Here is a 20,367-nt window from a genome sequence, read left to right as displayed (position 1 = left end):
TGAACGGTCGAGGTGCGGTCGGGTGGTCTCGAGGCTCGGGGCCAGGGCCCGTCGCACCTCGACCAGCCCTGTCGTCGTCGTGCGGGCATGATGCCCGCATGACGACGACCCTCGCGCATGCCGTGGTCACCGGGCTCAAGGAGGCGATCCTGCGGGGCGACCTGCCCCCCGGGGCGAAGCTGCCCTCGGAGCCCCAGCTCGTCGAGCAGTACGGCGTCTCGCGGACCGTCGTGCGCGAGGCGGTGACCCGGCTGCGCAGCGAGGGTCTCGTCGAGACCTTCCACGGGCGCGGGTCCTTCGTCCTCGCGCTGCCCGAGCCCTCCCCCTTCGCCGCCGAGTCGACCCGGATACGCACCCACGACGACGTCCTGGCGATGCTCGACTTCCGCATCGGCGTCGAGAGCGAGGCCGCCGCGCTCGCGGCGCACCACCGCACCCCCGCCGACGAGCGGGCCATCCGCGCGGCGACGGAGGACTTCGGGCGGCAGGGGCACGAAGGGGCGGTGAGCGCCGACTTCGACTTCCACCGGGCGGTCGCGGCCGCGACCGGCAACCGCTTCTACCTCGAGCTCGTCGAGTCGCTCGGGCCGATGATGATCATGCTGCCGCGCACCCAGCTCGGCGAGCCGTACTCGATGACCGACGCGACGCACGTCGAGCGGGTGCAGCGCGAGCACGACGCCATCGCCGACGCCGTGCTCGCGGGTGACGCCGACACAGCCCGGGCCGCGATGCGCGTGCACCTCGGCAGCAGCCGGCGTCGGGTGGGGTCTACCAGCTCGCCGTCCGCGGGCTGAAGCCCGGCTCGATCGAGCGCATGTAGACGGTGTCCTCGCGACGCCGCACCCCGCACTCGAGGTACTGCTCGTGGAGCAGGCCGAGCGCGTCGCGGTCGAGCGTCACGCCGAGGCCGGGGGTCGTCGGGACCTTCACCGACCCGTCGACGAAGTCGAGCACGCCGGGCTCGACGACATCCTGCGTCTTCCACGGGTAGTGGGTGTCGCACGCGTACGTGAGGTTCGGCGTCGCGGCGGCGAGGTGGACCATCGCGGCCAGGCTGACCCCGAGGTGGCTGTTCGAGTGCATCGACAGGCCGAGACCCCATGTGTCGGCGATGCCGCCGAGCAGGGCCGAGCGGCGCAGACCGCCCCACAGGTGGTGGTCGGACAGGACGACCTGGACCGCGTCCTGCGCGATCGCCGGCGGCAGGTGCTCCATGGCGATGACGCACATGTTCGTCGCGAGGGGCAGCGGGCTCTGCGCCGCGACGGCGGCCATCCCCTCGATCCCGGGCGTCGGGTCCTCGAGGTACTCGAGGACCCCGTCGAGCCGGCGGGCGACCTCGATCGAGGTGGGGACGGTCCACGCGCCGTTGGGGTCGAGCCGCAGCGGCATGTCGGGGAAGGCCTCGCGCAGCGCCTCGATCGCCGCGCACTCCTGATCGGGCGGGAAGACGCCGCCCTTGAGCTTGAGCGAGCCGAAGCCCCAGCCGTCGACGAGCCGGCGGGCCTGGGCGACGACCTGGTCGGGGGTGAGCGCCTCGCCCCACTCGTCGTCGGGCGCGCCGGGGTGACCGGCCCACTTGTAGAAGAGGTAGCCGGAGAAGGGCACCTCGTCGCGCACGGCGCCGCCGAGCAGGTCGCTCACGGGCACCCCGGCGCGGTGGCCCTGGATGTCGAGGCAGGCGACCTCGAAGGGGGAGAAGACGGTGTCCGACGCGGAGTCGACGTCGAGCATCCCGCCGAAGCTCGCGCCCGCGCCGCCGTCGCCCGTCGCGAGCACCTCGGCGACGAGCCGGCGCAGTCCGTTGAGGTCGTAGGGGTCGGTGCCGGGCATCCGGGCGGCGACCGCCTCGAGCCGGGCGAGGTGGGTCTCGTCGCCGTAGGTCTCGCCGAGCCCGAGCACCCCGTCGTCGGTGTGCACCTCGACGACCGCACGCAGCGCCCACGGCTGGTGGACGCCGACGACGTTGAGCAGGGGCGGGTCGGCGAAGGCGAGCGGGGTGACGACGACGCGGGAGATCTTGGCGCTGCTCATGCGGTCGGCTTCACGGCGAGGACGGGGACGTCGAGACCGAGGAGCAGGCGCTCGGCGTCGCTGCCGAGGACGAGCTTGCCGACAGGGCTGCGGCGACGCAGACCGATGACGACCATGCTCGCGCCGGTGCTCGCGACGAGCCCCTCGAAGGTGTCGACGATGTCGGAGCCGTGCAGCGGCTGCTCGACGGTGGCCTCGACGCCCGCCGCGCGGGCGGCGCCGAGGATCCGCTCGCGGGCCTCGTCGTCGACCATCTCGGCGTCGACGGTGCTGCCGCGCCGCGGGCTGTTGACGACGACGACGTCCTGCTGGAGGGCCGCCGCCATCTCGAGGCCGCGGGCCAGCGCGGCCTCGCCCTCGGGGGTGGGGACGTAACCGACGAGGATGCTCACGGGTCTCTCCTTGGGGTTCGTGCGGGGGTGCGGTGCGGGATGGGCACGGGGTCAGATGGGCACGGGGTCAGATGGGCACGGGGTCAGATGGGCACGGGGGTCAGACCCGCAGGTCCTCGCGGTCCGGCTGGTCGGCGACCGCCGCGGCGCGGCGGCGCTTGCGGACGCCGCTGACGATCGGCCAGGCGGCGACGAGCACGAGGACGAGCAGGATCGTGCCGGAGATCGGGCGCGTGACGAAGCCGGTCGGGTCGCCCTCGAAGATGATGAGCGAGCGCCGGATGTTCGCCTCGACGAGACCGCCGAGGACGAAGGCGAGGACGAGCGGCCCGGGCTCGAAGCCGAGCTTCTTCATGAGGTAGCCGATGACGCCGAAGATGATCATCACGTAGATGTCGAAGACGCTGTTGTTGATCGTGTAGACCCCGAGGACCGTGATGAGCACGGTGATCGGGGCGAGGATCGCCGGGCGCACCCGCAGGATCCGCACGAAGATGCCGACGAGCGGGATGCTGAGGAGCAGCAGGATGAGGTTGCCGACGTACATCGAGTTGATGGCGCCCCAGAAGAGGTCGGGGCGCTCGTCGACGAGCTGCGGGCCGGGCGTGACGCCGAGGATGAGCAGCGCGCCGAAGAGGATGGCCATCGAGGCGTTGGCCGGGATGCCGAGGGTGAGCAGCGGGATGAAGGACGAGGTCGCGGCGGCGTTGTTGGCCGTCTCGGGGGCGGCGACGCCCTGGATGGCACCGCGGCCGAAGCGCTCGGGCGTCTTGCTGATCCGCTTCTCCGTCGCGTAGGCGGCGAGCGAGGACATCACCGCGCCACCACCGGGCAGGACGCCGAGGAGGAAGCCGATGCCGGACCCGCGGGCGATGGCGCCCGAGGACTCCTTGAGGTCGGCGCGCGAGGGCCAGACGTTGCCCACCTTCGCCGGGGCGTGGACCTTGCCGTGGCGCTCCTCGAGGTTGTAGAGGATCTCGCCGACGCCGAAGAGGCCCATGGCGACGACGACGAAGTCGATGCCGTCGGAGAGCTGCAGGCTGCCGAAGGTGAAGCGCTCGGCGCCGCTGAAGCTGTCGCGGCCGACCGTCGCGAGGAGCATGCCGATGCCGGCGGCGATGAGCGCCTTGAGCATGTGGCCGCTGCCGATGGTCGAGACGAGGAGCACGCCGAGCAGGGCGAGGGCGGCCATCTCGGGCGGGCCGAAGTCGAGGGCGTAGCCGGCGATGACCGGGGCGAGCAGGCTCAGGCCGATGATCGACACGGTGGCGCCGATGAAGGAGCCGATCGCCGCGATGCCGAGCGCGGTGCCCGCCTTGCCCTGCTTGGCCAGGGCGAAGCCGTCGAAGACGGTGACGACCGATGACGCCTCTCCTGGCAGACGGAGCAGCACCGAGGTGATCGTGCCGCCGTACTGGGCGCCGTAGAAGATGCCGGCGAGCATGATGATCGCCGAGACCGGGTCGGTGCCGTAGACGATCGGCAGGAGGATCGCGATGGTCGCCGCCGGGCCGAGGCCTGGCAGGACGCCGATGAGCATGCCGATGAGCACACCGATGAGGCAGTAGAGGAGGTTGCGGGGCTCGGCGACGACGCTGAAGCCCTCGAGGAAGGCGCTGACATCCATGACGACTCCTTGTCAGAGGGCGATGAGGTGCGGCAGCGGGATGCGCAGGCCGTAGAGGAAGAGGACGTAGAAGACCGCGACGGTCCCCACGGAGACGGCGATCGAGGTCCGCCAGCTCTCGCCGCCGAGCCAGCGCAGCCACACGAGGCACAGGAGCAGCGAGGGGATCTCGAAGCCGATGACCGGCAGCAGGACCGCCACGCCGAAGAAGGTGGCCAGGCCGACGAGCGGCAGCAGGCTGGAGCGGCTGAAGACCTCGGTGTCGGTCAGACCGCGCCCGAAGACGAGCAGCAGGACACCGAGCGCGGCGATGCCGACCGAGATGATGAAGGGCCACAGGCCCGGGCCGGGGTCGCGGGGCGACCCCAGCCCGTAGCCTGAGGCGAGCACCGCACCGGCGATGCCGATGACGAGCGCGACGAGCGCGCCGGCCACCTGGTAGCCGGGCCCGCCCGCGGGCGGACGCTCCTCGGCCAGCTCCTCGGCGACCTCGGCCTCGAGCTCGGCGAGGACGTCGCCCTCCGGTGCCGTCCGGGGGCTGCCCGGTGCGCGCTCGTCGCTCATGCTCTTCTCCTTCGGTCCTGCGAGGTGGTGCGGGTGCTGTGCGTGATGGTGCAGGTGGTGCGGGTGCCGTGAGGCGTCAGATCACTGCTTGGCCAGGTCGAGGTCGTACTTCTCGACGAGCTCCGCGTAGCGCTTCTTGTCGGCCTCGAGCTGGGTGGTGACCTCCTCGCCGGAGACCTCCATCGGCGTGAGGCTGTTCTGCTCGTTGAACTTCTTGTACGCGTCGGTGGCGAAGGTGTCCTTCATCCCCTTCGCGATGGTGTCCTTGACGTCCTGGGGCGTGCCCTTGGGGACGGTCATGAAGCGGTACTGGAAGACCTCGACGTCGAGGCCCTGCTCCTTGGCGGTGGGCACGTCCTTGAGGTACTCGATCCGCTCGGGGGCGAAGACCGTGACCGGCGTGAGCTTGCCGGACTCGATGTTCTCGACCGCCTCGCCGATCTGCAGGCAGGCCGTGTCGACCTGGCCGCCGAGGACCGCGGTGAGCGCGGGGGCGCCGCCGTCGAAGGGGACGGGCTTGGAGGTCGCGCCCGCCGTCTCGAAGGTGAGAGCGCAGGAGAGCTGCGCCCCGGTGCCGACACCGGTCGTCGCGTAGGTGAGCGTCTTCGACGCGCCCTTGATGTCGTCGAGGTCCTTCAGACCGCTCTTCGGGCTCGTCACGAGGACGTAGTCGTCGCGGCTGACGCCGCCGACGACCTCGACGTCGTCGATGCTCGTCACCTCGGACTCCTTCACGGCGAGCGGGGTGATCGCGAAGAGCGAGGCGTTCTGGATGCCGATGACGGAGCCGTCGTTCTTGGCGTCCTTGATCTCGGCCGCGGCGAGCGCGCCGTTGGCGCCCTCGCGGTTGATGACGGCGAAGGTGCCGCCGAGCGAGTCGGACAGCCCCTTCGAGACCGCGCGGCTGATGAGGTCCGAGGACCCGCCGGCCGAGGCGCCGACGTACATCTCGACGGTGCCGGAGGGGTAGGACGCGTCGTCGCCGCCGCCTCCACCCGTCGAGGTCTGGACACCGCCGCAGGCGGTGAGGGCGAGGACGCTCGCGCCGGCGAGGGCGGCGAGGGCGGGGGTCTTCGTGGGCATCGTTGCTCCTAAGGGGTTCCGCGTGACGAGGGATGACACTAGGAGGGGGTGTCGATGCACGTCCAAGCCCAAGTGAGCATGGAGTGATCCACGCAAGGCATCACGAAGGGAGGACGACGACCCGACCGGCTGCAGCGCAGCCCTCGCCAGGGCCCCCCTCCTGGGGACTACCGTCGGGAGATGTCTCCTACGGACGTAGAAGCCCCCATCCGGGTCGCCCTGATCGACGACTGCGAGGTGGTGGCCCGGGGAGTCGCGGCCATGCTCGCCGACTACCCGGGTCGGGTCGACCTCGTCGAGGCCGACCACCGGCTCGTCGTCGCGCAGCCCGTCGACATCGCCCTGTGGGACGCCTTCGCCCCCGGGGCAGGCGGCGAGGACCGCTTGGTCGACGACTCCCTCGTGCGCCGCACGGCGCTCTACACGTGGGACGTCTCGAGCCGGAGCGTGCTGCTCGCCCAGGAGCGTCACCTGTCCGGGGTGCTGTCGAAGTCGGCGAGCGCCGGCCGGCTCGTCGACGCCCTCGAGCGCGTCGACGCCGGCGAGAACGTCGTCATGAGGCCCGAGCACGAGATCGCCGAGGAGCGGGCCGAGGAGGACGGGTGGCCGGGCCGGGCCGAGGGCCTGACCCGGCGGCAGTCCGACGTCGTCTGCCTCGTCGTCGCCGGTCTGAGCAACCAGCAGATCGCTCACGCGTGCTACCTCAGCATGAACTCGGTGAAGTCCTACATCCGCGCCGCGTACCGCACGATGGGCGTCAGCTCGCGCAGCCAGGCGGTGCTGTGGGGCGTCGACCACGGCTTCCGCCACCACCTGCCCTGACGACGGGGGACCCACCGCGGGTCGGCCAGGAGCACCCACGGCGGGCCGCTCTCCACGCTACGGCGGTGGCCTGGTCGACGCAGGCCCCCTTTCGGGCGGTCCCGCTCAGGTGCGGGCCGCGGTCGGCTGGTGGGAGCGGCGAGGGTCGAGCACAGCGTGACGAGTGCGTGACCTCGCCGAGCTGGGCCCTCCCTCGTCGCCCTCGTCGCTCCCATCCCCCCAGCGGCCGTGGTGCGCCGATGCGACGACGGTACTCGCGTCTCTTTACTGCGTCTTTACTTTCGCTTTACTACTCCTAGAGAATTTCTCAGCGCTGGACAGCGACCGGGCTGCTCGCAGGAGACAGTGCGAGGGTGAGGGCTCACCACCCCTTCGACGTCTGGACGCCTCCCATCCCTGCTGCAGCAGCCCGTGCCCGAGCCCGCCGGTGGGCGCACGTCGACCCGGCCCGACGAGGCCTCGTGCTGGCGTGGGTGGGCTTCACCCTCACCTTCGCCCTCGCGCGCCTCGTCACCGGGGTCATCAAGATCGGCGACCAGGACACGGGTGACGTCGTCGTCGGCGGCGTGCACCTGCACCACTACCTGTGGGGCATCGCCATCGTCGTCGTCGCCGTCGCGATCTACGGGCTCGTCGACCGCAGCGCACGGACCCGGTCCGTCATGGGTGCCGCCCTGGGCGTCGGCGTGGCGCTGATCGTCGACGAGATCGCGCTGCTCGTCACCCTCGAGGACGTGTACTGGACGAGCGAGGGCTGGTCCAGCGTCGCCGTCGCGGTCATCATCATCGGCGTCGTCGGCAGCGCGCTCGTCGCGACCCGCAGCGGCCGGCAGGACGACTGAGCCGCCGTCGCTCAGCACCGGTTCGACGAGGGGGCGTCACCTCGAGGTGACACCCCGTCTTCGACCCACCGCCCGCGTACGCTCGGCCTCGTGATCACCCTCGACCAGGTGCGCTGCTTCGTCGCGGTCGCCGAGGAGCTGCACTTCGGGCGCGCGGCGCAGCGGCTGCAGATGACGCAGCCGCCGCTCTCCCGCCAGATCCAGAAGCTCGAGCGCGCCGTCGGCGCCCACCTGCTCGAGCGCGACAACCGGCACGTCGAGCTGACCGGGGCCGGCCTGGCCTTCCTCGACGAGGCCTACCGTCTGCTCTCCGTCGTCGAGAGCGCCGGCGACGTCGCCCGCCGGGTCGACGCCGGCGCCGCAGGCGTGCTGCGCCTGGGCTTCACCGCCGTCTCTGCCATCTCCATCCTCGGCCCGCTCCTGCGCCGGCTGAGCACCGAGCTGCCCGACGTCGAGGTGCTCCTGTCCGAGCGCGTCACCGGGGCCCAGGCCGATGGCATCCGCCGCGGCGAGCTCGACCTCGGGCTCGCGCGACCCCCCTTCGACACCGGTCTGCTCAGCTCGCGCGTCGTCCTGCGCGAGCCGCTCATGGCCGTGCTCCCCACGGGCCACCCGCTCGCCGGGCTCGACCGCCCGCTGACGCCGGAGGACTTCGACGGCGAGCCCGTCATCGCCTACGACCCCCGGCAGTCCCGCTACTTCCACGAGCTCCTCGTGCGCTTCTTCGCCAACGCCCACCCGCGCGTCGACCAGCGGGTGCACCAGGTGCTCACCGCCCTGCTCCTCGTCTCCGCCGGCCGCGGCACGACCCTCGCGCCGAAGTCGGCCCGCTCCCTCGGCGTCTCCGGGGTCGTCTTCGCCGAGCTCGCGCACGGCGGCGGGCGCACCGGTCTCGACGCCGACCCCGAGCGGCCGGTCGAGCTCCACGCGATCTGGGACCGCTCGTCGGTCAGCCCGGTCGTGCGCCGGGTGCTCGACGTCGTCCGCGACGTCTCCACCGGGGCCGGTCGAGAGCACACCCGACCGAGCGCGTAGCTCTCCCCCGTACCGGGCCCCGCCCGTCCTGCTCACGTCACGATGTCGATGCCCGGGGGGTATTGCGGGATACATCTTTGGGCTTGGACAGGCATCGTCCACCCCTCCTAGCGTGACCGACGAACCCCCACCGGTACGACGACAAGGACGACAGCGTGACCGCCTACAGCCCCGCAGACCTGGCCGAGCAGCTCAAGAGCGGACTGCTCTCCTTCCCGGTCACGCACTTCACCCCCGACCTCGAGCTCGACCTCGACGCGTACCGCCAGCACCTCGCCTGGCTCGCCGAGCACCCCGTCGCCGGTCTCTTCGCCGCCGGCGGCACCGGCGAGGGCTTCAGCCTCAGCCTCGCCGAGACCGACGCCGTCGTGCGCGCCGCCGTCTCCGAGGTCGCCGGGCGCACCCCGGTCCTCGCGCCCGCCACCGGCGCGACCGTCAACGCCGTCGCCCAGGCTCGTGCGGCCGCCGACGCCGGCGCCGACGGCATCCTGCTCATGCCGCCCTACCTCACCGAGGCCGGGCAGGACGGCCTCTACGAGCACGTGAGCCGCGTGTGCGAGGCCACCGGCCTGGGCGTCGTCGTGTACTCGCGCGCCAACGCCGTGCTCCACGCCCCGACCGTCGCCCGTCTCGCCGAGGCCAACCCGACCCTCATCGGCTTCAAGGACGGCATCGGCAACGTCGAGCAGATGACGCGCACCTACGCCACCGTCGGCGACCGCCTCATGTACATCGGCGGCCTGCCGACCGCGGAGACCTTCGCCCTGCCGCTGCTCCAGCTCGGCGTGAGCACCTACTCCTCCGCCCTCTTCAACTTCGTGCCGGAGTGGGCCGTGGCCTTCTACGACGCCGTGCGCCGCCAGGACACCGACGCGGTCTACCGTCGGCTGCGCGAGTTCGTCCTGCCCTACCTCGACATCCGTGACCGCACCCCCGGGTACGCCGTCTCGATCGTCAAGGCCGGGCTCGAGGCCATCGGCCGTCCCGCCGGCCCGGTCCGCCCGCCGCTGACCGACCTGCGCCCGGACGAGCGCGCCGAGCTCGCCACCCTCGTCGAGCGCACCCGCCTCGTCGAGACCGCCCGCTGAGAGGACACCACATGACCGCCCAGCCCACCTCGATCGTCGCCGGCGCCGAGAGCGCCACCGCCGACGTCGCCGCCGCCACCCAGGCCGCCGAGGACGCTTTCGCGCAGTACCGCGCGACGACCCCGCAGCAGCGCGCCGACTTCCTCGAGGCGGTGGCCGCCGAGATCGAGGCCGACACCGACGCCCTCGTCGAGGCCGCCGTCGCGGAGTCGCACCTGCCCCAGGGCCGCATCACCGGTGAGGTCGGTCGCACGACCGGCCAGCTGCGGATGTTCGCCGGCGTCGTGCGCCGCGGTGACCACCTCGGCGTGCGGGTCGACCCGGCCCAGCCGGACCGCACGCCGCTGCCGCGCGCCGACATCCGCCAGCGGATGATCCCGCTCGGCCCGGTCGCCGTCTTCGGGGCGAGCAACTTCCCGCTCGCCTTCTCGACCGCGGGCGGCGACACCGCGTCCGCGCTCGCCGCCGGCTGCCCGGTCGTCGTCAAGGGCCACCCCGCCCACCCGCGCACCGGCTACCTCGTCGCGAAGGCCGTCTCCCGCGCCGTCGCGAGCGCCGGTCTGCCGGCCGGCACCTTCTCCTTCCTCCTCGGCGACGGGATCGAGCTCGGCCAGGAGCTCGTCCGCGACCCGCGGATCACCGCCGTCGGCTTCACCGGCTCGCGCGGCGGCGGTCTCGCCCTCGTGCGCGCCGCGGCCGAGCGCGAGGTGCCGATCCCGGTCTACGCCGAGATGTCCTCGATCAACCCCGTCGTCGTGCTCCCCGGGGCGCTCGAGGGCGACGTCGCCGGGCTGGCGCAGGCCTACGTCGGCTCGCTCACCCTCGGGTCGGGCCAGTTCTGCACCAACCCCGGCCTGCTCTTCCTGCCCCGCGGCGAGGCGGGCGACGCCTTCGTGGCCGCCGCCGTCGAGGCGGTCGGCCAGGCCTCCGGCACCCAGATGCTCACGTCCGGCATCGCCCAGGCGTACGCCGAGGGCACGGCCCGCCAGTCCTCCGGCGACGGCATGACCGTGCTCGCGACCGGCTCCGTCGGTGAGGGCTCCGACGCCCCTGCGCCGCAGCTCACCGAGGCCGCCTCCGCCGACTCGCCCGTCGTCGCCGACGAGGTCTTCGGCCCCGCCGGCGTCGTCATCCGCTACGACTCGGTCGAGGGTCTCCTCCCTTCGCTCGCCGACCTCGAGGGCCAGCTCACCGCGACGGTCCACGCGGCCGCGGGCGACGCCGAGGCGGCACGCGCGCTGCTGCCGACCCTCGAGCGCAAGGTCGGACGCATCCTCTTCAACGGCTGGCCCACCGGGGTCGAGGTCGGGCACGCGATGGTCCACGGCGGTCCCTTCCCCGCGACCTCCGACAGCCGCACGACCTCGGTCGGCTCGCTGGCGATCGAGCGCTTCCAGCGTCCGGTGGCCTACCAGGACGTCCCGGCCGACGTGCTGCCCGAGGCGCTGCGCGACGACAACCCGTGGGGTCTGCTGCGGCGCGTCGACGGGGAGCTGCAGGCGTGAGCACGACGATCGCCCGCGTCGAGGTCGTGCCCGTCGCCGGGCACGACTCGGCGCTGCTCAACCTCAGCGGCTGCCACGGCCCGTACTTCACCCGCAACATCGCGATCGTCACCGACTCGCAGGGTCGCGAAGGGGTCGGCGAGGTGCCCGGTGGCGAGGCCATCCGGCGCACCGTCCTCGACGCCTCCGAGCTGCTCGTCGGTCAGCCGGTCGCCCGTTTCCGCTCGCTGCTGCGCGACGTCGCCGCCGCCTTCGCCGACCGGGACTCCGGTGGGCGCGGGCTGCAGACCTTCGACCTGCGCACGACGATCCACGCGGTGACCGCGCTCGAGTCCGCGCTGCTCGACCTCTCCGGCCAGGAGCAGGGCGTGCCCGTCGCCGAGCTGCTCGGCGACGGCCAGCAGCGCACCCACGTGCCGATGCTCGGCTACCTCTTCTACGTCGCCGACCCCGACGAGGTGGGCGGGGCCTACCTGCGCGAGCCGGACGGCGCCGACGACTGGGAGCGGGTGCGCCGCGAGGTCGCGATGACGCCCGAGGCCGTCGTGCGTCTCGCCGAGGCCGCGCAGGCCCGGTACGGCTTCACCGACTTCAAGCTCAAGGGCGGCGCGCTGCCCGGCGAGGAGGAGGTCGCGGCCGTCACCGCGCTGCACGAGCGCTTCCCCGACGCGCGGATCACGCTCGACCCCAACGGCGGGTGGCTGCTCGCCGACGCGATCCGCCTGCTGGGTGGCACCGGTGACGTCCTCGCCTACGCCGAGGACCCGTGCGGTGCCGAAGGGGGCTACTCGGGTCGCGAGATCATGGCGGAGTTCAAGCGGGCCACCGGTCTGCGGACGGCGACGAACATGATCGCGACGGACTGGCGCCAGATGGCGCACGCCATCCGGACGGACGCCGTGGACATCCCCCTCGCGGACCCGCACTTCTGGACGATGGCCGGCTCGGTGCGCGTCGCGCAGATGTGCCATGAGTTCGGGCTGACCTGGGGCTCGCACAGCAACAACCACTTCGACGTCTCGCTGGCGATGTTCACCCACGTCGGCGCGGCCGCCCCGGGCGAGATCACCGCGCTCGACACGCACTGGATCTGGCAGGACGGGCAGGGGCTGACGACCGACCCGCTGCAGATCCGCGACGGGCAGATCGAGGTGCCGACGGCTCCTGGCCTCGGGGTGACGCTCGACCGCGAGCGCCTCGCCGAGGCCAACGCCCTGTACGAGGAGCACGCGCTCGGCGCCCGCGACGACGCGATCGCCATGCAGGCCCTCGTGCCGGGCTGGACCTTCGACCCGAAGCGTCCCGCCCTCGTGCGCTGAGCCGAGCACGACGAAGGGGGACCCCGACCGGATCGGTCGGGGTCCCCCTTCGTCGTGCGGCGGGGCCGGTCACCACTGCGCACGCTCTGCCGCGCGCTACGGCGCAGTACTGGTCGCGATCGCGACCAGTACTGCGCCGTAGCTCGAGGGGTGGCGGGGTCGGTCAGGCGACGGGCTGGTCCTGCAGGACGAGCGCGCGGGTCGCGGCGACGAGCTGGTCGACGAGGACGTCGAGCTCGCCGGCGCGACGCTCCTGAAGCTGCAGGCCGTCCTGGCCGAGCTCGGTGAAGAGGCTGAGCGCGACCTGCTGACGCACGGCGTGCATCGAGAAGTTCGCGACGACGGAGCGCCAGTGCTCGACCGCGCGGATGCCGCCGTCGGCGCCGTAGGAGACGAAGGCGACCGTCTTGCCCATCCACTCGGGGGCGAGGGAGTCGAAGGCGTTCTTGAAGGCGCCGGGGATCGAGTGGTTGTACTCGGGGGTGACGAAGACGAAGCCGTCGTACTGGTCGATCGCCTGGCCGAAGCGCACGACGCGCTCGTCGTCGTACTGGCGGTTCGCCATGCCGGGGATGACCGGCGACGTGAGCATCGGCAGGTCGAAGTCGGCGAGGTCGACGATCTCGAAGGTGGCCTCCTCGCGCTGGTCGGCGGTGGCCTGGACCCACTCGGCGACGGTGCGGGCCGCGCGGCCCTCGCGGACGGAACCGACGACGATGCCGATCTTCATGTGGTGCTCTCCTTCGGTGATGCTACGTGCATTGGTTTAACTCTCAACTAACACGATAGCCGATCCATTCCCCGAGTCCCAATCGCCGTCGTTTCGTGGGGTACCGACGGCCGCGGCGGCCGGGAGACGATGTCGCCATGAGCCCGCACGAGATCGCCGACCCGACGACCCCGCGCAGCAAGACCCCCTTCGTCGTCGCCGGCGTGCTCGCCGCCGGGGTCGCGGTCGCGGCGACCGCGGGCCTGGCCTGGCGCGCCCTCGACCCCACGACCGAGGTCACCGGCCAGGTCGTGCTGACGAGCGAGGCCCTCGTGCGGATCGGGCCCGGCGGGTGGTACTACGAGTCGGGACGGCGCGGGGCGCCGGACCTCGTGCGCCAGGTGGGCACCGACGCGTCGTGGGAGGTGCCCGAGATGGAGTCGGGCCTCAGCGCGACCCCTGACCTGCTCACCGAGGACGGCACGGTGCTCCTGCTCGACGGCGACGCCGTCGAGATCCGCACCGCCGACGGCACTCAGCGCGCGGACGTGCGCGACGTCGCGCAGGCCTACGGCGAGGACCTGTGGCCCGGCGAGCGGCTCGAGCTGGTCGGTGCGAGCGCGACCCACGCCGTCGTGCGCAGCTGCCTCACCGACGAGTCCGACGGCGCCGCCCAGGACGTCACCGTGCTCGCCGGCGTCGCGCTCGACGACGGCGACGTCTCGTGGGCCACCCGGGTCGCCGCCTCCTGCGACCCCGAGGTCGCCACCTACACAGCGCGCCATGTCCCCGCCCAGCGGTACACCTTCGTCGAGACCCCGGACGAGGTCCTCGCCGTCGACCTCTCCGACGGCGACGTCGCCCAGCGGTGGCGTGGCCTGGAGATCCACGACGTCGCCGTGCGCGGCGACGACGCGCTCGTCACCGTCGGCGACCGGGTGCGGGCGATCTCCCTTCGCTCCGGTCGTACGCTCGACGAGCAGGAGTGCCGGGTCGCCTCGCTCGGCGACGACATCGGCATCGACGGTCAGGTGAGCGAGCTCGGCGCGCTCTCGGCCGGGTGCATGGAGCGCTCCTGGGTGTGGGACGGCGAGCAGCTCGTCGAGGGCCCCGACGACGGGGGCGGGATCAACGAGCCCCTCTCCGAGGGCCGCGAGGTCGCCCGCGGCCGGCTGGCGCTGACCCGCGAGGGCACGACGCTGCACGTGCGCGACCTGCTCGGCGAGCGGCCCGACCAGCAGGTGGCGATGCAGTCCGAGGACGCCGTCGTCGCCGCGTACCAGCCCGGTGGCCGCCTGCTCGTGCTCGCCGAGGTCGGCGACGACCACGCCTCGTCGATGCGTCTCGTCGACCTGCAGACCGGCGACCTCGTCGCCGACGCGACGGGGCGCCTGGACTTCAGCGCCGACGTCACGCCCGACGGCTACGCGCTCGTCGAGTCCGCCGACCACGAGACGCACTGGGTCGTCGGGGTGGCCCGATGAGCCGCGCGCGCCCGGTCCGAGTCCTCGTCGGCGTCGCGGTGGCCGTCGTCGCCCTCCTCGTCGTGCTCCTCGGCGCCGGCGTCCTCGGCCCGAGCCGCGCCGAGCGGGCCGCCGGGGTCGACGACCCCACCGGCCCCGACGACGCCGTCGGCGTCGTGTGGTCCGGCGAGAGCCGCTTCGTGACGATGGGCCCCGGCGGGTGGTTCTCCACCTCCCCGAAGGGGGACGCGGACGTCCTCATGGTCCACGGGCCGACCGGTCGGCAGTGGTCGATGCCCTCCTTCGACAGCCCCGACGCCATCACCTCCGACGGGCGGGCCATCTCGCTGCTCGGCGGTGACGTCACGATCATCAGCGAAGACGGCACCCGCGTCGAGGCGAGCGCCCGAGATCTCCTCGTCGCCTTCGGCGACCGCCGCCTCGACGCCGGCGAGGACGCCGTCTTCGTCGCGCTGTCGGACGAGCACGTCGTCCTCGCGACCTGCCTCTCGACGGACGGGGCGCGGCTCGACGAGGAGGCGCCGGGCGGGCGGACCGTCGTCGCGGCGGTGGGGCTCGACGACGGGCGGGTCGCCTGGACGCACGACACCGAGGTGGGCTGCGAGGCCGACGTCGCGGGCTACCGCTCGATGGCCCAGCCCGAGCAGCGCTACGTCGCGATCCACCCCTCGCAGACCCGCACCGACGTCCTCGACCTCGCCACCGGCGTGACCGTCGCGAAGCTCACCGACCGCACGACCGGCCGGGTCGTCGTCCAGGGCGAGCGCGCGATGCGGCGCGACGGCGACACCGTCGAGGTCACCTCGCTGCGCACCGGGCGCACGGTCGCGACGACGACCTGCCCGGGCGCCCGGCTGGGCAACCCGGGCGACACCCAGGGTCGCCTCTCCGAGGACGGGGTGCTCACCGTCGAGTGCGGCGACTCGGTCCGCCTGCTCGACGGGTCCACCTTCGTCACGGTCGACGCACCCCCGGTCGGCAAGGACCAGCAGGTGCCCGACGGCGGGTCGGTCAGCCACGACCGGCTCGTGCTGACCCGCACGGGCGACACCCTCGCCGTCCGCGACGCGCTCACCGAGCGCGACCTCGGCACCGTCGAGGTGCCGGAGGGCATGCGCATCGCCACGAACGAGCCGCGCGGCCGGGCCCTCGTCCTCTACGAGACGAAGGAGAGCTCGTGGTTCACCGGCAACCGCCTGCGCACGAAGGTCCAGGTGCTCGACACCCGCACCGGCGAGCTCGTCGTGAGCACCGACCGCGGGCTGTCGCCGGGCAGCTCCGTCTCGCCCGACGGCTTCGTCGCGATGAGCGCGTCGGTCGACGGCCGGTCGACGACCTCACGCCGGTCGCGCTACCGCGAGGACTCGGTGCACTCCTGGGTGGTCTCGGTGCGCGAGGTGAGCCCGTCGTCGGTCACGGCCGGACGACGGTGATGCCTGCGGGCGCGCCCGCGCCCAGCGCGACGAGCGCGTCCGGGGCCTCGTCGAGGCCGACGACCCGCCCGACGAGCGCGGTGAGGTCGATCCCGTCGGCGACGAGGTCGAGCATCGCGGGGTAGTCCGCGGCCGCGAGGCCGTGGGTCCCGTGCACCGACAGCTCCCACCCGACAACCCGGTCCATCGGCAGGGCGGCGTCGGCCTGGTCGCCGAGGAGCAGACCGGCCTGGACGTGACGCCCCCGGCGGCGAAGGGAGAGGACGCTCGCCCGCGCGGTGGGGACGGACCCGTAGGCGTCGAGGGAGAGATGGGCACCGCCGCCGGTCGCCGCGACGACCTCGGCCGCGACCTCCTCGGGGGTGCGGCCCGACCCGTCGACGACGGCGTCCGCCCCGAGGGTGCGCGCCAGCTCGAGCGCGCTCGGCGCGACGTCGACGACCGTGACGCGTGCGCCCAGGGCGCGCGCGACGAGCAGCGCGGACAGGCCCACCCCGCCGGCGCCGTGGACAGCGACCTCGTCGCCGGGAGCGACCCCGCCGTGCTGGGCGACGGCGCGGTAGGCGGTCGCGAAGCGGCACCCCAGTGCCGCGGCCTCGACGTCGCCGACGCCCTCGGGCACGGCGACGAGGTTGTGGTCGGCGGCGTGCAGGGCGACCTGCTCGGCGTAGCTGCCCCACCCGGTGAAGCCGGGCTGGGTCTGGTCGGGGCAGACCTGGCCGTCGCCCTGCGCGCACCACTGGCACCGGCCGCATCCGCAGACGAAGGGAGCGGTGACCCTCTCCCCCACCTGCCAGCGGGTGACCTCGGGGCCGACCTCTCGGATCGTGCCGACGAGCTCGTGCCCGGGCACGTGGGGCAGCTCGACCGGGTCGTGACCCATCCATGCGTGCCAGTCGCTGCGGCACACGCCCGTCGCCGTCACGGTGACGACGACGCCGTCGCGCGGGCAGGCGGGGTCGGGCACCTCGGTGACCTCGGGGCGGGTTCCGGTGCGGGTGACGAGGACGGCGCGCATGGTCGTCATGATGCCTGGCGCACATACCCCTATGGGGTATATGGTCATGATCATGGACACCACCGCTCACCACGAGGACGCGCACGACATGTCCGGCATGGCGGTCAGCGCGACCTTGCACTGCCTCACCGGGTGCGCCATCGGTGAGATCGCCGGTCTGATGATCGGCACGGCGCTGGGGTGGCACACGCTCGGCACCACGGCTCTGGCGATCGCGCTGGCCTTCGTCTTCGGGTACTCGCTGTCGGCCCTGCCCCTGGTGCGGGCCGGGATCGCCCTGGGCTCGGCACTCACCCTCGTGCTCGCCGCGGACACCCTCTCGATCGCGACGATGGAGGTCGTCGACAACGCGGTCATGTGGCTCGTGCCGGGCGCGATGGAGGCGGGGCTGGGCGACTGGCTCTTCTGGGTCTCGATGGGGCTCGCCCTGACGGTCGCGTTCTTCGCCGCGCTGCCGGTCAACCGCTACCTGCTGCGACGAGGCCGGGGTCATGCGATCACCCACGAGGCCACCGGGCACGCGGCGATGGACAACCGCCCGCTCGTCTTCGGCATCGTCGGCTTCCTGCTCGGCGGGCTCGCTGCCGCCACCGGGTCGGTGCTGTCGTGAGCGACACCGATGACGTGCGCGCGGCCTACGACGCGATGGCGCAGGCGTACGCGACCGCGTACCCGACGACCGAGCCCGAGAGCGCGCCCGAGCTGGCGATGGTCGACCATCTCGTCGAGCTCCTCGGCCCGGCGGCCCGGGTGATCGACGCCGGGTGCGGCACGGGCCGGATGAGCCGCTACCTCGCCGACCGAGGGGCGGTCGTCGAGGGCGTGGACGTCTCGCCGGGGATGCTCGAGCAGGCGAGAGCCGCGCACCCCGACATCCGCTTCGAGACCGGGTCGCTGGTCGACCTCGGTGGCGACGACGGGCGGTACGACGGGGTGCTCGGGTGGTACTCGCTCATCCACCTCGACGACGCAGACGCGGCGCTCGCCGTGCGAGAGATGGCGCGGGTGGTCCGGCCCGGCGGGCTCGTGCTCGTGGGCTTCCAGACCGGGTCGGGGGTGCGCGACCTCGGCGAGCGGATGCGCGAGCGCGGGCTGGCCGTCGATCGCCTGCCCCGCTGGCACCGCGAGCCCGACGCGGTGCTGTCGATGCTCGCCCGAGCCGGCCTCGTCGAGGTCGCGGTCATGCGCCGGGCCCCGGTGGGCGCCGAGCAGGACGGCCAGGCCGCGGTGCTCGTCCGTCGCGGGACCTGAGGCCTCGGTCGCGACGCCGCCAGTGATGGTCGAGGCGCGGAGGCCCGCCAGGGCCGGAGCCTCGAGACCACGCCTCGGTCGTGACCCGCGGGTACGACGACCACCGGGGTCACCCCCTTCGCGCCGGTCCCGCGATCGCGGGACCGGACGAGTGCGGCGGCACGGCAACGGTCGTCGCCCGCGCGCTGCCCGAGCAGCGGCCGGATGTGCGGAGCATGACCGGGGTCTACTTCCTGCCCTTCTCGGCGCACGTCTCCGCGCGCCGACCCGTGTCATGCCTTACCGGCAGGTCGTCCACCCACGAAGAGTAGAACCGCACCCGGTCGGGTCTCGATCAGACGACGGGCTCGCCGGGTGCCGTCCCCGCGGCCGCGAGCCCCGCCAGCGTCACGCCATGACAGTGCTGGCACGCGCACGCCGAGGCCGGACCCTCCGCGCGCTCCCGCTGAGCATCGGCCTCGTGGTGCTGGGTGCGTGCGGGGGCGACGTCCAGGAGAGCGACGACGGCGCACGTCTGGTGACCGGGCGCCTGGCGTCGATGGACGACGCGCTGAAGACCTTCACGGTCACGGGCCTCGACGACCAGGGATGCGTCACCGCCACGTACGAGTCCCCGACGTCGACCACGACCGGCGTCCTCGTCGTGCCCGAGGGGGCCACGGTGTCGGGAGGTGCCGAGGACCTCGTCGTGCGTCTGGATGACGAGACCGAGCTGCGGGCCGGGGACAGCGTCGAGGGGGGTGGCACGAGCCTGCAGGCGACGAACCGGGCCACGATGGATGCCGCGAACGCCTCGGTGCTCGACCGGGTCGAGCAGACCTGCGGGGCAGACGTGGCCGTCGTCGTCAACAGCTGGTGATGACCGCCCCCGACGCCACCTACGATCTGGTCCATGCGTGCGAGCTGGCGGATCAGGACAGGTGCGGTGGCGGCGACGGCCCTGGGGGTGACGGCGCTGTCGGCGTGCGGCGCCCGCAGCGCTCACGACACGGCGGACGACTTCGCCTCGGCGATCGCGGACGGCACCGTCTCGGAGCACCCCGAGCTCTTCGAGCCCGCGCCGAGCGCTGCGCAGATGGCGGTGCTCGACGACTTCCACACCCGGTGCTCCGTCGACGACGACTCCGCCGAGGTCGCCCCGGGTGAGCTCACCCCGCAGATGCGCAGCATGGTCGTCGTCGTCGAGTGCGACGGCCAGACCATGCTCATCGGGACGCAGGTCACCGAGCCGAGCTACGGCAGGGACGACAGCAGCGACTTCGTCATCGAGCCGCATTTCCTGCCCGGCGGCGAGCGGGACGGCGAGTTCTCCCGCTCCGGCCTGCCCGACGACGTCAAGCACCTCGACCGGGTCCCCGCCGCCGGTTAGTCCGCGGGGAGCAGCGCTGCGTGCGGGTCCATGACCCGATGATGCCGCCCACGACCACCTCGAGGTATGGCGATCGGTCCTGGATCCGTGGATCCGGGGCCGATCTGCCATACCTCGGCGAAGGGGGAGTCAGGCCCGCCGGCGCGGTCCGTCGCCGACGACCCCGCTCGAAGGGATCATCACCTATCTCAGGTCGAGACGCATGACGATGCGGGGCATCTTCGAGGCGACGGCGTCGGTGACGCCGACCTGCTCGAAGCCCGCCCGCTCGAAGATCGCCCGCGTCCCGACGAAGGCCATCGTCGTGTCCATCCGACCCTCCGGGTCGACGGGGTACGCCTCGACCGCCGGGGCGCCGCGGCTGCGGGCGTACGCGACCGCGCCCTCGACGAGGGGGGCGGTGACACCCCTTCGCCGGTGACCTCCGCGCACGACGAGGCAGATGATCGACCAGACGGGCACCTCGTCGACCGGGCGGATGAGCTCGGAGCGCACGAGCCGCGGGATCTCGTCGCGTGGGCTGATGTGGCACCAGCCGACGGGCACGCCGTCCTCGTAGGTGATGACGCCGGGGCGGCTGCGGCGGGCGGCGAGCGCGCGCATCGCCTCCTCGCGGCTCCCGCCGCCGAGCTCCTCGATCTCGCCCGCGCGCAACCGGTGCGACAGGCACCAGCAGTGGGTGGCCCGGCGGTTCGGGTTGATGACGTCGGCGAAGTCCTCGAAGCGTGCGGGGGTCAACGGGTGGGTCTCGAAGGCCACGGCTGCCCCCTTCGCTCGACGTCACGTCGA

Annotated in this window: 21 protein-coding genes; 13 read left to right on the top strand and 8 right to left on the bottom strand. The window is 73.0% G+C overall.

All coding sequences use genetic code 11. The annotated features are described in order from the left end of the window. Nucleotides 1-98 precede the first annotated feature (98 nt). On the top strand, nt 99-797 hold the full coding sequence (locus L6241_RS14940; protein ID WP_201464691.1) for a FadR/GntR family transcriptional regulator: 699 nt from the start codon (nt 99-101) through the stop codon (nt 795-797). Here L6241_RS14940 and L6241_RS14935 read toward each other — a convergent pair. From L6241_RS14935 to L6241_RS14915, 5 genes are all read right to left on the bottom strand, one after another. Further along, entirely contained in the window at nt 772-2,037 is a 1,266-nt protein-coding gene (locus L6241_RS14935; protein ID WP_368246906.1) for a glucarate dehydratase family protein, read from the bottom strand. The two genes, L6241_RS14940 and L6241_RS14935, sit on opposite strands and share 26 nt — an antisense overlap. Continuing rightward, nucleotides 2,034-2,429 carry a universal stress protein gene (locus tag L6241_RS14930; RefSeq protein WP_368246905.1) on the bottom strand — a complete coding sequence of 132 codons (396 nt, stop codon included), beginning with the start codon at nt 2,427-2,429 and terminating at the stop codon, nt 2,034-2,036. Before L6241_RS14930 ends, L6241_RS14935 begins: the two co-directional genes overlap by 4 nt. Nucleotides 2,430-2,529: 100 nt before the next feature. After that, entirely contained in the window at nt 2,530-4,056 is a 1,527-nt protein-coding gene (locus L6241_RS14925) for a tripartite tricarboxylate transporter permease (protein ID WP_368246904.1), read from the bottom strand. Nucleotides 4,057-4,068: 12 nt separating this feature from the next. After that, complete coding sequence (locus tag L6241_RS14920) at nt 4,069-4,620, bottom strand: tripartite tricarboxylate transporter TctB family protein (RefSeq protein ID WP_368246903.1); 552 nt, start codon at nt 4,618-4,620, stop codon at nt 4,069-4,071. A gap of 81 nt (nt 4,621-4,701) precedes the next feature. Beyond that, entirely contained in the window at nt 4,702-5,703 is a 1,002-nt protein-coding gene (locus tag L6241_RS14915) for a tripartite tricarboxylate transporter substrate binding protein (RefSeq protein ID WP_123092675.1), read from the bottom strand. A 180-nt stretch (nt 5,704-5,883) separates the two neighbouring features. Between L6241_RS14915 and L6241_RS14910 the strand changes: the two genes are divergently transcribed. From L6241_RS14910 to L6241_RS14885, 6 genes are all read left to right on the top strand, one after another. Continuing rightward, complete coding sequence (locus L6241_RS14910) at nt 5,884-6,525, top strand: response regulator transcription factor (protein ID WP_368246902.1); 642 nt, start codon at nt 5,884-5,886, stop codon at nt 6,523-6,525. Between the two features lie 461 nt (nt 6,526-6,986). Beyond that, complete coding sequence (locus L6241_RS14905; protein WP_368246901.1) at nt 6,987-7,367, top strand: hypothetical protein; 381 nt, start codon at nt 6,987-6,989, stop codon at nt 7,365-7,367. 90 nt (nt 7,368-7,457) lie between these two features. Continuing rightward, nucleotides 7,458-8,402, top strand: coding sequence for a LysR family transcriptional regulator (locus L6241_RS14900; protein ID WP_368246900.1), 945 nt, complete (start codon nt 7,458-7,460; stop codon nt 8,400-8,402). Between the two features lie 155 nt (nt 8,403-8,557). After that, complete coding sequence (gene kdgD / locus L6241_RS14895) at nt 8,558-9,490, top strand: 5-dehydro-4-deoxyglucarate dehydratase (RefSeq protein ID WP_368246899.1); 933 nt, start codon at nt 8,558-8,560, stop codon at nt 9,488-9,490. 11 nt (nt 9,491-9,501) lie between these two features. After that, complete coding sequence (locus L6241_RS14890; protein WP_368246898.1) at nt 9,502-10,995, top strand: aldehyde dehydrogenase (NADP(+)); 1,494 nt, start codon at nt 9,502-9,504, stop codon at nt 10,993-10,995. Further along, nucleotides 10,992-12,314 (top strand): enolase C-terminal domain-like protein, encoded by a 1,323-nt coding sequence (locus tag L6241_RS14885; protein WP_368246897.1) that lies wholly within the window; start codon nt 10,992-10,994, stop codon nt 12,312-12,314. Before L6241_RS14890 ends, L6241_RS14885 begins: the two co-directional genes overlap by 4 nt. A gap of 163 nt (nt 12,315-12,477) precedes the next feature. Here the strand turns inward: L6241_RS14885 and L6241_RS14880 are convergent, their stop codons facing one another. Next, entirely contained in the window at nt 12,478-13,044 is a 567-nt protein-coding gene (locus tag L6241_RS14880; protein ID WP_368246896.1) for an NADPH-dependent FMN reductase, read from the bottom strand. A gap of 137 nt (nt 13,045-13,181) precedes the next feature. Between L6241_RS14880 and L6241_RS14875 the strand changes: the two genes are divergently transcribed. Next, nucleotides 13,182-14,507, top strand: coding sequence for a hypothetical protein (locus tag L6241_RS14875; protein ID WP_368246895.1), 1,326 nt, complete (start codon nt 13,182-13,184; stop codon nt 14,505-14,507). Then, nucleotides 14,504-15,940 (top strand): hypothetical protein, encoded by a 1,437-nt coding sequence (locus tag L6241_RS14870; RefSeq protein ID WP_368246894.1) that lies wholly within the window; start codon nt 14,504-14,506, stop codon nt 15,938-15,940. Before L6241_RS14875 ends, L6241_RS14870 begins: the two co-directional genes overlap by 4 nt. Here L6241_RS14870 and L6241_RS14865 read toward each other — a convergent pair. Continuing rightward, entirely contained in the window at nt 15,921-16,958 is a 1,038-nt protein-coding gene (locus tag L6241_RS14865) for an alcohol dehydrogenase catalytic domain-containing protein (RefSeq protein ID WP_191564155.1), read from the bottom strand. The genes L6241_RS14870 and L6241_RS14865 overlap by 20 nt on opposite strands. 52 nt (nt 16,959-17,010) lie before the next feature. On the opposite strand from L6241_RS14865, the gene L6241_RS14860 reads away from it, so the two are divergent. The 4 genes from L6241_RS14860 to L6241_RS14845 all read left to right on the top strand — a co-directional run bounded on the left by L6241_RS14860 (nt 17,011) and on the right by L6241_RS14845 (nt 19,578). Continuing rightward, a complete protein-coding gene (locus L6241_RS14860) occupies nt 17,011-17,568 on the top strand; it encodes a DUF4396 domain-containing protein (RefSeq protein ID WP_368246893.1) in 558 nt (185 codons plus the stop codon). Beyond that, complete coding sequence (locus L6241_RS14855) at nt 17,565-18,209, top strand: class I SAM-dependent methyltransferase (protein ID WP_368246891.1); 645 nt, start codon at nt 17,565-17,567, stop codon at nt 18,207-18,209. The genes L6241_RS14860 and L6241_RS14855 overlap by 4 nt, the downstream gene beginning before the upstream one ends. A gap of 394 nt (nt 18,210-18,603) precedes the next feature. Then, complete coding sequence (locus tag L6241_RS14850; RefSeq protein WP_368246890.1) at nt 18,604-19,068, top strand: hypothetical protein; 465 nt, start codon at nt 18,604-18,606, stop codon at nt 19,066-19,068. Nucleotides 19,069-19,101: 33 nt separating this feature from the next. Beyond that, nucleotides 19,102-19,578: a hypothetical protein gene (locus tag L6241_RS14845; RefSeq protein ID WP_368246889.1), complete on the top strand. Its 477-nt coding sequence runs from the start codon at nt 19,102-19,104 to the stop codon at nt 19,576-19,578. Between the two features lie 183 nt (nt 19,579-19,761). On the opposite strand, the gene L6241_RS14840 is transcribed toward L6241_RS14845, so the two are convergent. Further along, entirely contained in the window at nt 19,762-20,337 is a 576-nt protein-coding gene (locus L6241_RS14840) for a GNAT family N-acetyltransferase (protein ID WP_368246888.1), read from the bottom strand. Between the last annotated feature and the right edge of the window lie 30 nt (nt 20,338-20,367).

The sequence above is a fragment of the Janibacter sp. Y6 genome, assembly GCF_040900765.1.
In the GTDB taxonomy this organism is placed as follows: domain Bacteria; phylum Actinomycetota; class Actinomycetes; order Actinomycetales; family Dermatophilaceae; genus Marihabitans; species Marihabitans melonis.
This window is presented reverse-complemented; position numbering and strand designations above follow the sequence as displayed.

Excerpts from the sequence above, each read along its gene's own strand:
- L6241_RS14940 (WP_201464691.1), top strand. The coding sequence starts at position 99 with ATGACGACGACCCTCGCGCATGCCGTGGTCACCGGGCTCAAGGAGGCG.
- L6241_RS14935 (WP_368246906.1), bottom strand. The coding sequence starts at position 2,037 with ATGAGCAGCGCCAAGATCTCCCGCGTCGTCGTCACCCCGCTCGCCTTC.
- L6241_RS14925 (WP_368246904.1), bottom strand. The coding sequence starts at position 4,056 with ATGGATGTCAGCGCCTTCCTCGAGGGCTTCAGCGTCGTCGCCGAGCCC.
- L6241_RS14920 (WP_368246903.1), bottom strand. The coding sequence starts at position 4,620 with ATGAGCGACGAGCGCGCACCGGGCAGCCCCCGGACGGCACCGGAGGGC.
- L6241_RS14915 (WP_123092675.1), bottom strand. The coding sequence starts at position 5,703 with ATGCCCACGAAGACCCCCGCCCTCGCCGCCCTCGCCGGCGCGAGCGTC.
- L6241_RS14910 (WP_368246902.1), top strand. The coding sequence starts at position 5,884 with ATGTCTCCTACGGACGTAGAAGCCCCCATCCGGGTCGCCCTGATCGAC.
- L6241_RS14890 (WP_368246898.1), top strand. The coding sequence starts at position 9,502 with ATGACCGCCCAGCCCACCTCGATCGTCGCCGGCGCCGAGAGCGCCACC.
- L6241_RS14880 (WP_368246896.1), bottom strand. The coding sequence starts at position 13,044 with ATGAAGATCGGCATCGTCGTCGGTTCCGTCCGCGAGGGCCGCGCGGCC.
- L6241_RS14875 (WP_368246895.1), top strand. The coding sequence starts at position 13,182 with ATGAGCCCGCACGAGATCGCCGACCCGACGACCCCGCGCAGCAAGACC.
- L6241_RS14870 (WP_368246894.1), top strand. The coding sequence starts at position 14,504 with ATGAGCCGCGCGCGCCCGGTCCGAGTCCTCGTCGGCGTCGCGGTGGCC.
- L6241_RS14865 (WP_191564155.1), bottom strand. The coding sequence starts at position 16,958 with ATGCGCGCCGTCCTCGTCACCCGCACCGGAACCCGCCCCGAGGTCACC.
- L6241_RS14860 (WP_368246893.1), top strand. The coding sequence starts at position 17,011 with ATGGACACCACCGCTCACCACGAGGACGCGCACGACATGTCCGGCATG.
- L6241_RS14850 (WP_368246890.1), top strand. The coding sequence starts at position 18,604 with ATGACAGTGCTGGCACGCGCACGCCGAGGCCGGACCCTCCGCGCGCTC.
- L6241_RS14845 (WP_368246889.1), top strand. The coding sequence starts at position 19,102 with ATGCGTGCGAGCTGGCGGATCAGGACAGGTGCGGTGGCGGCGACGGCC.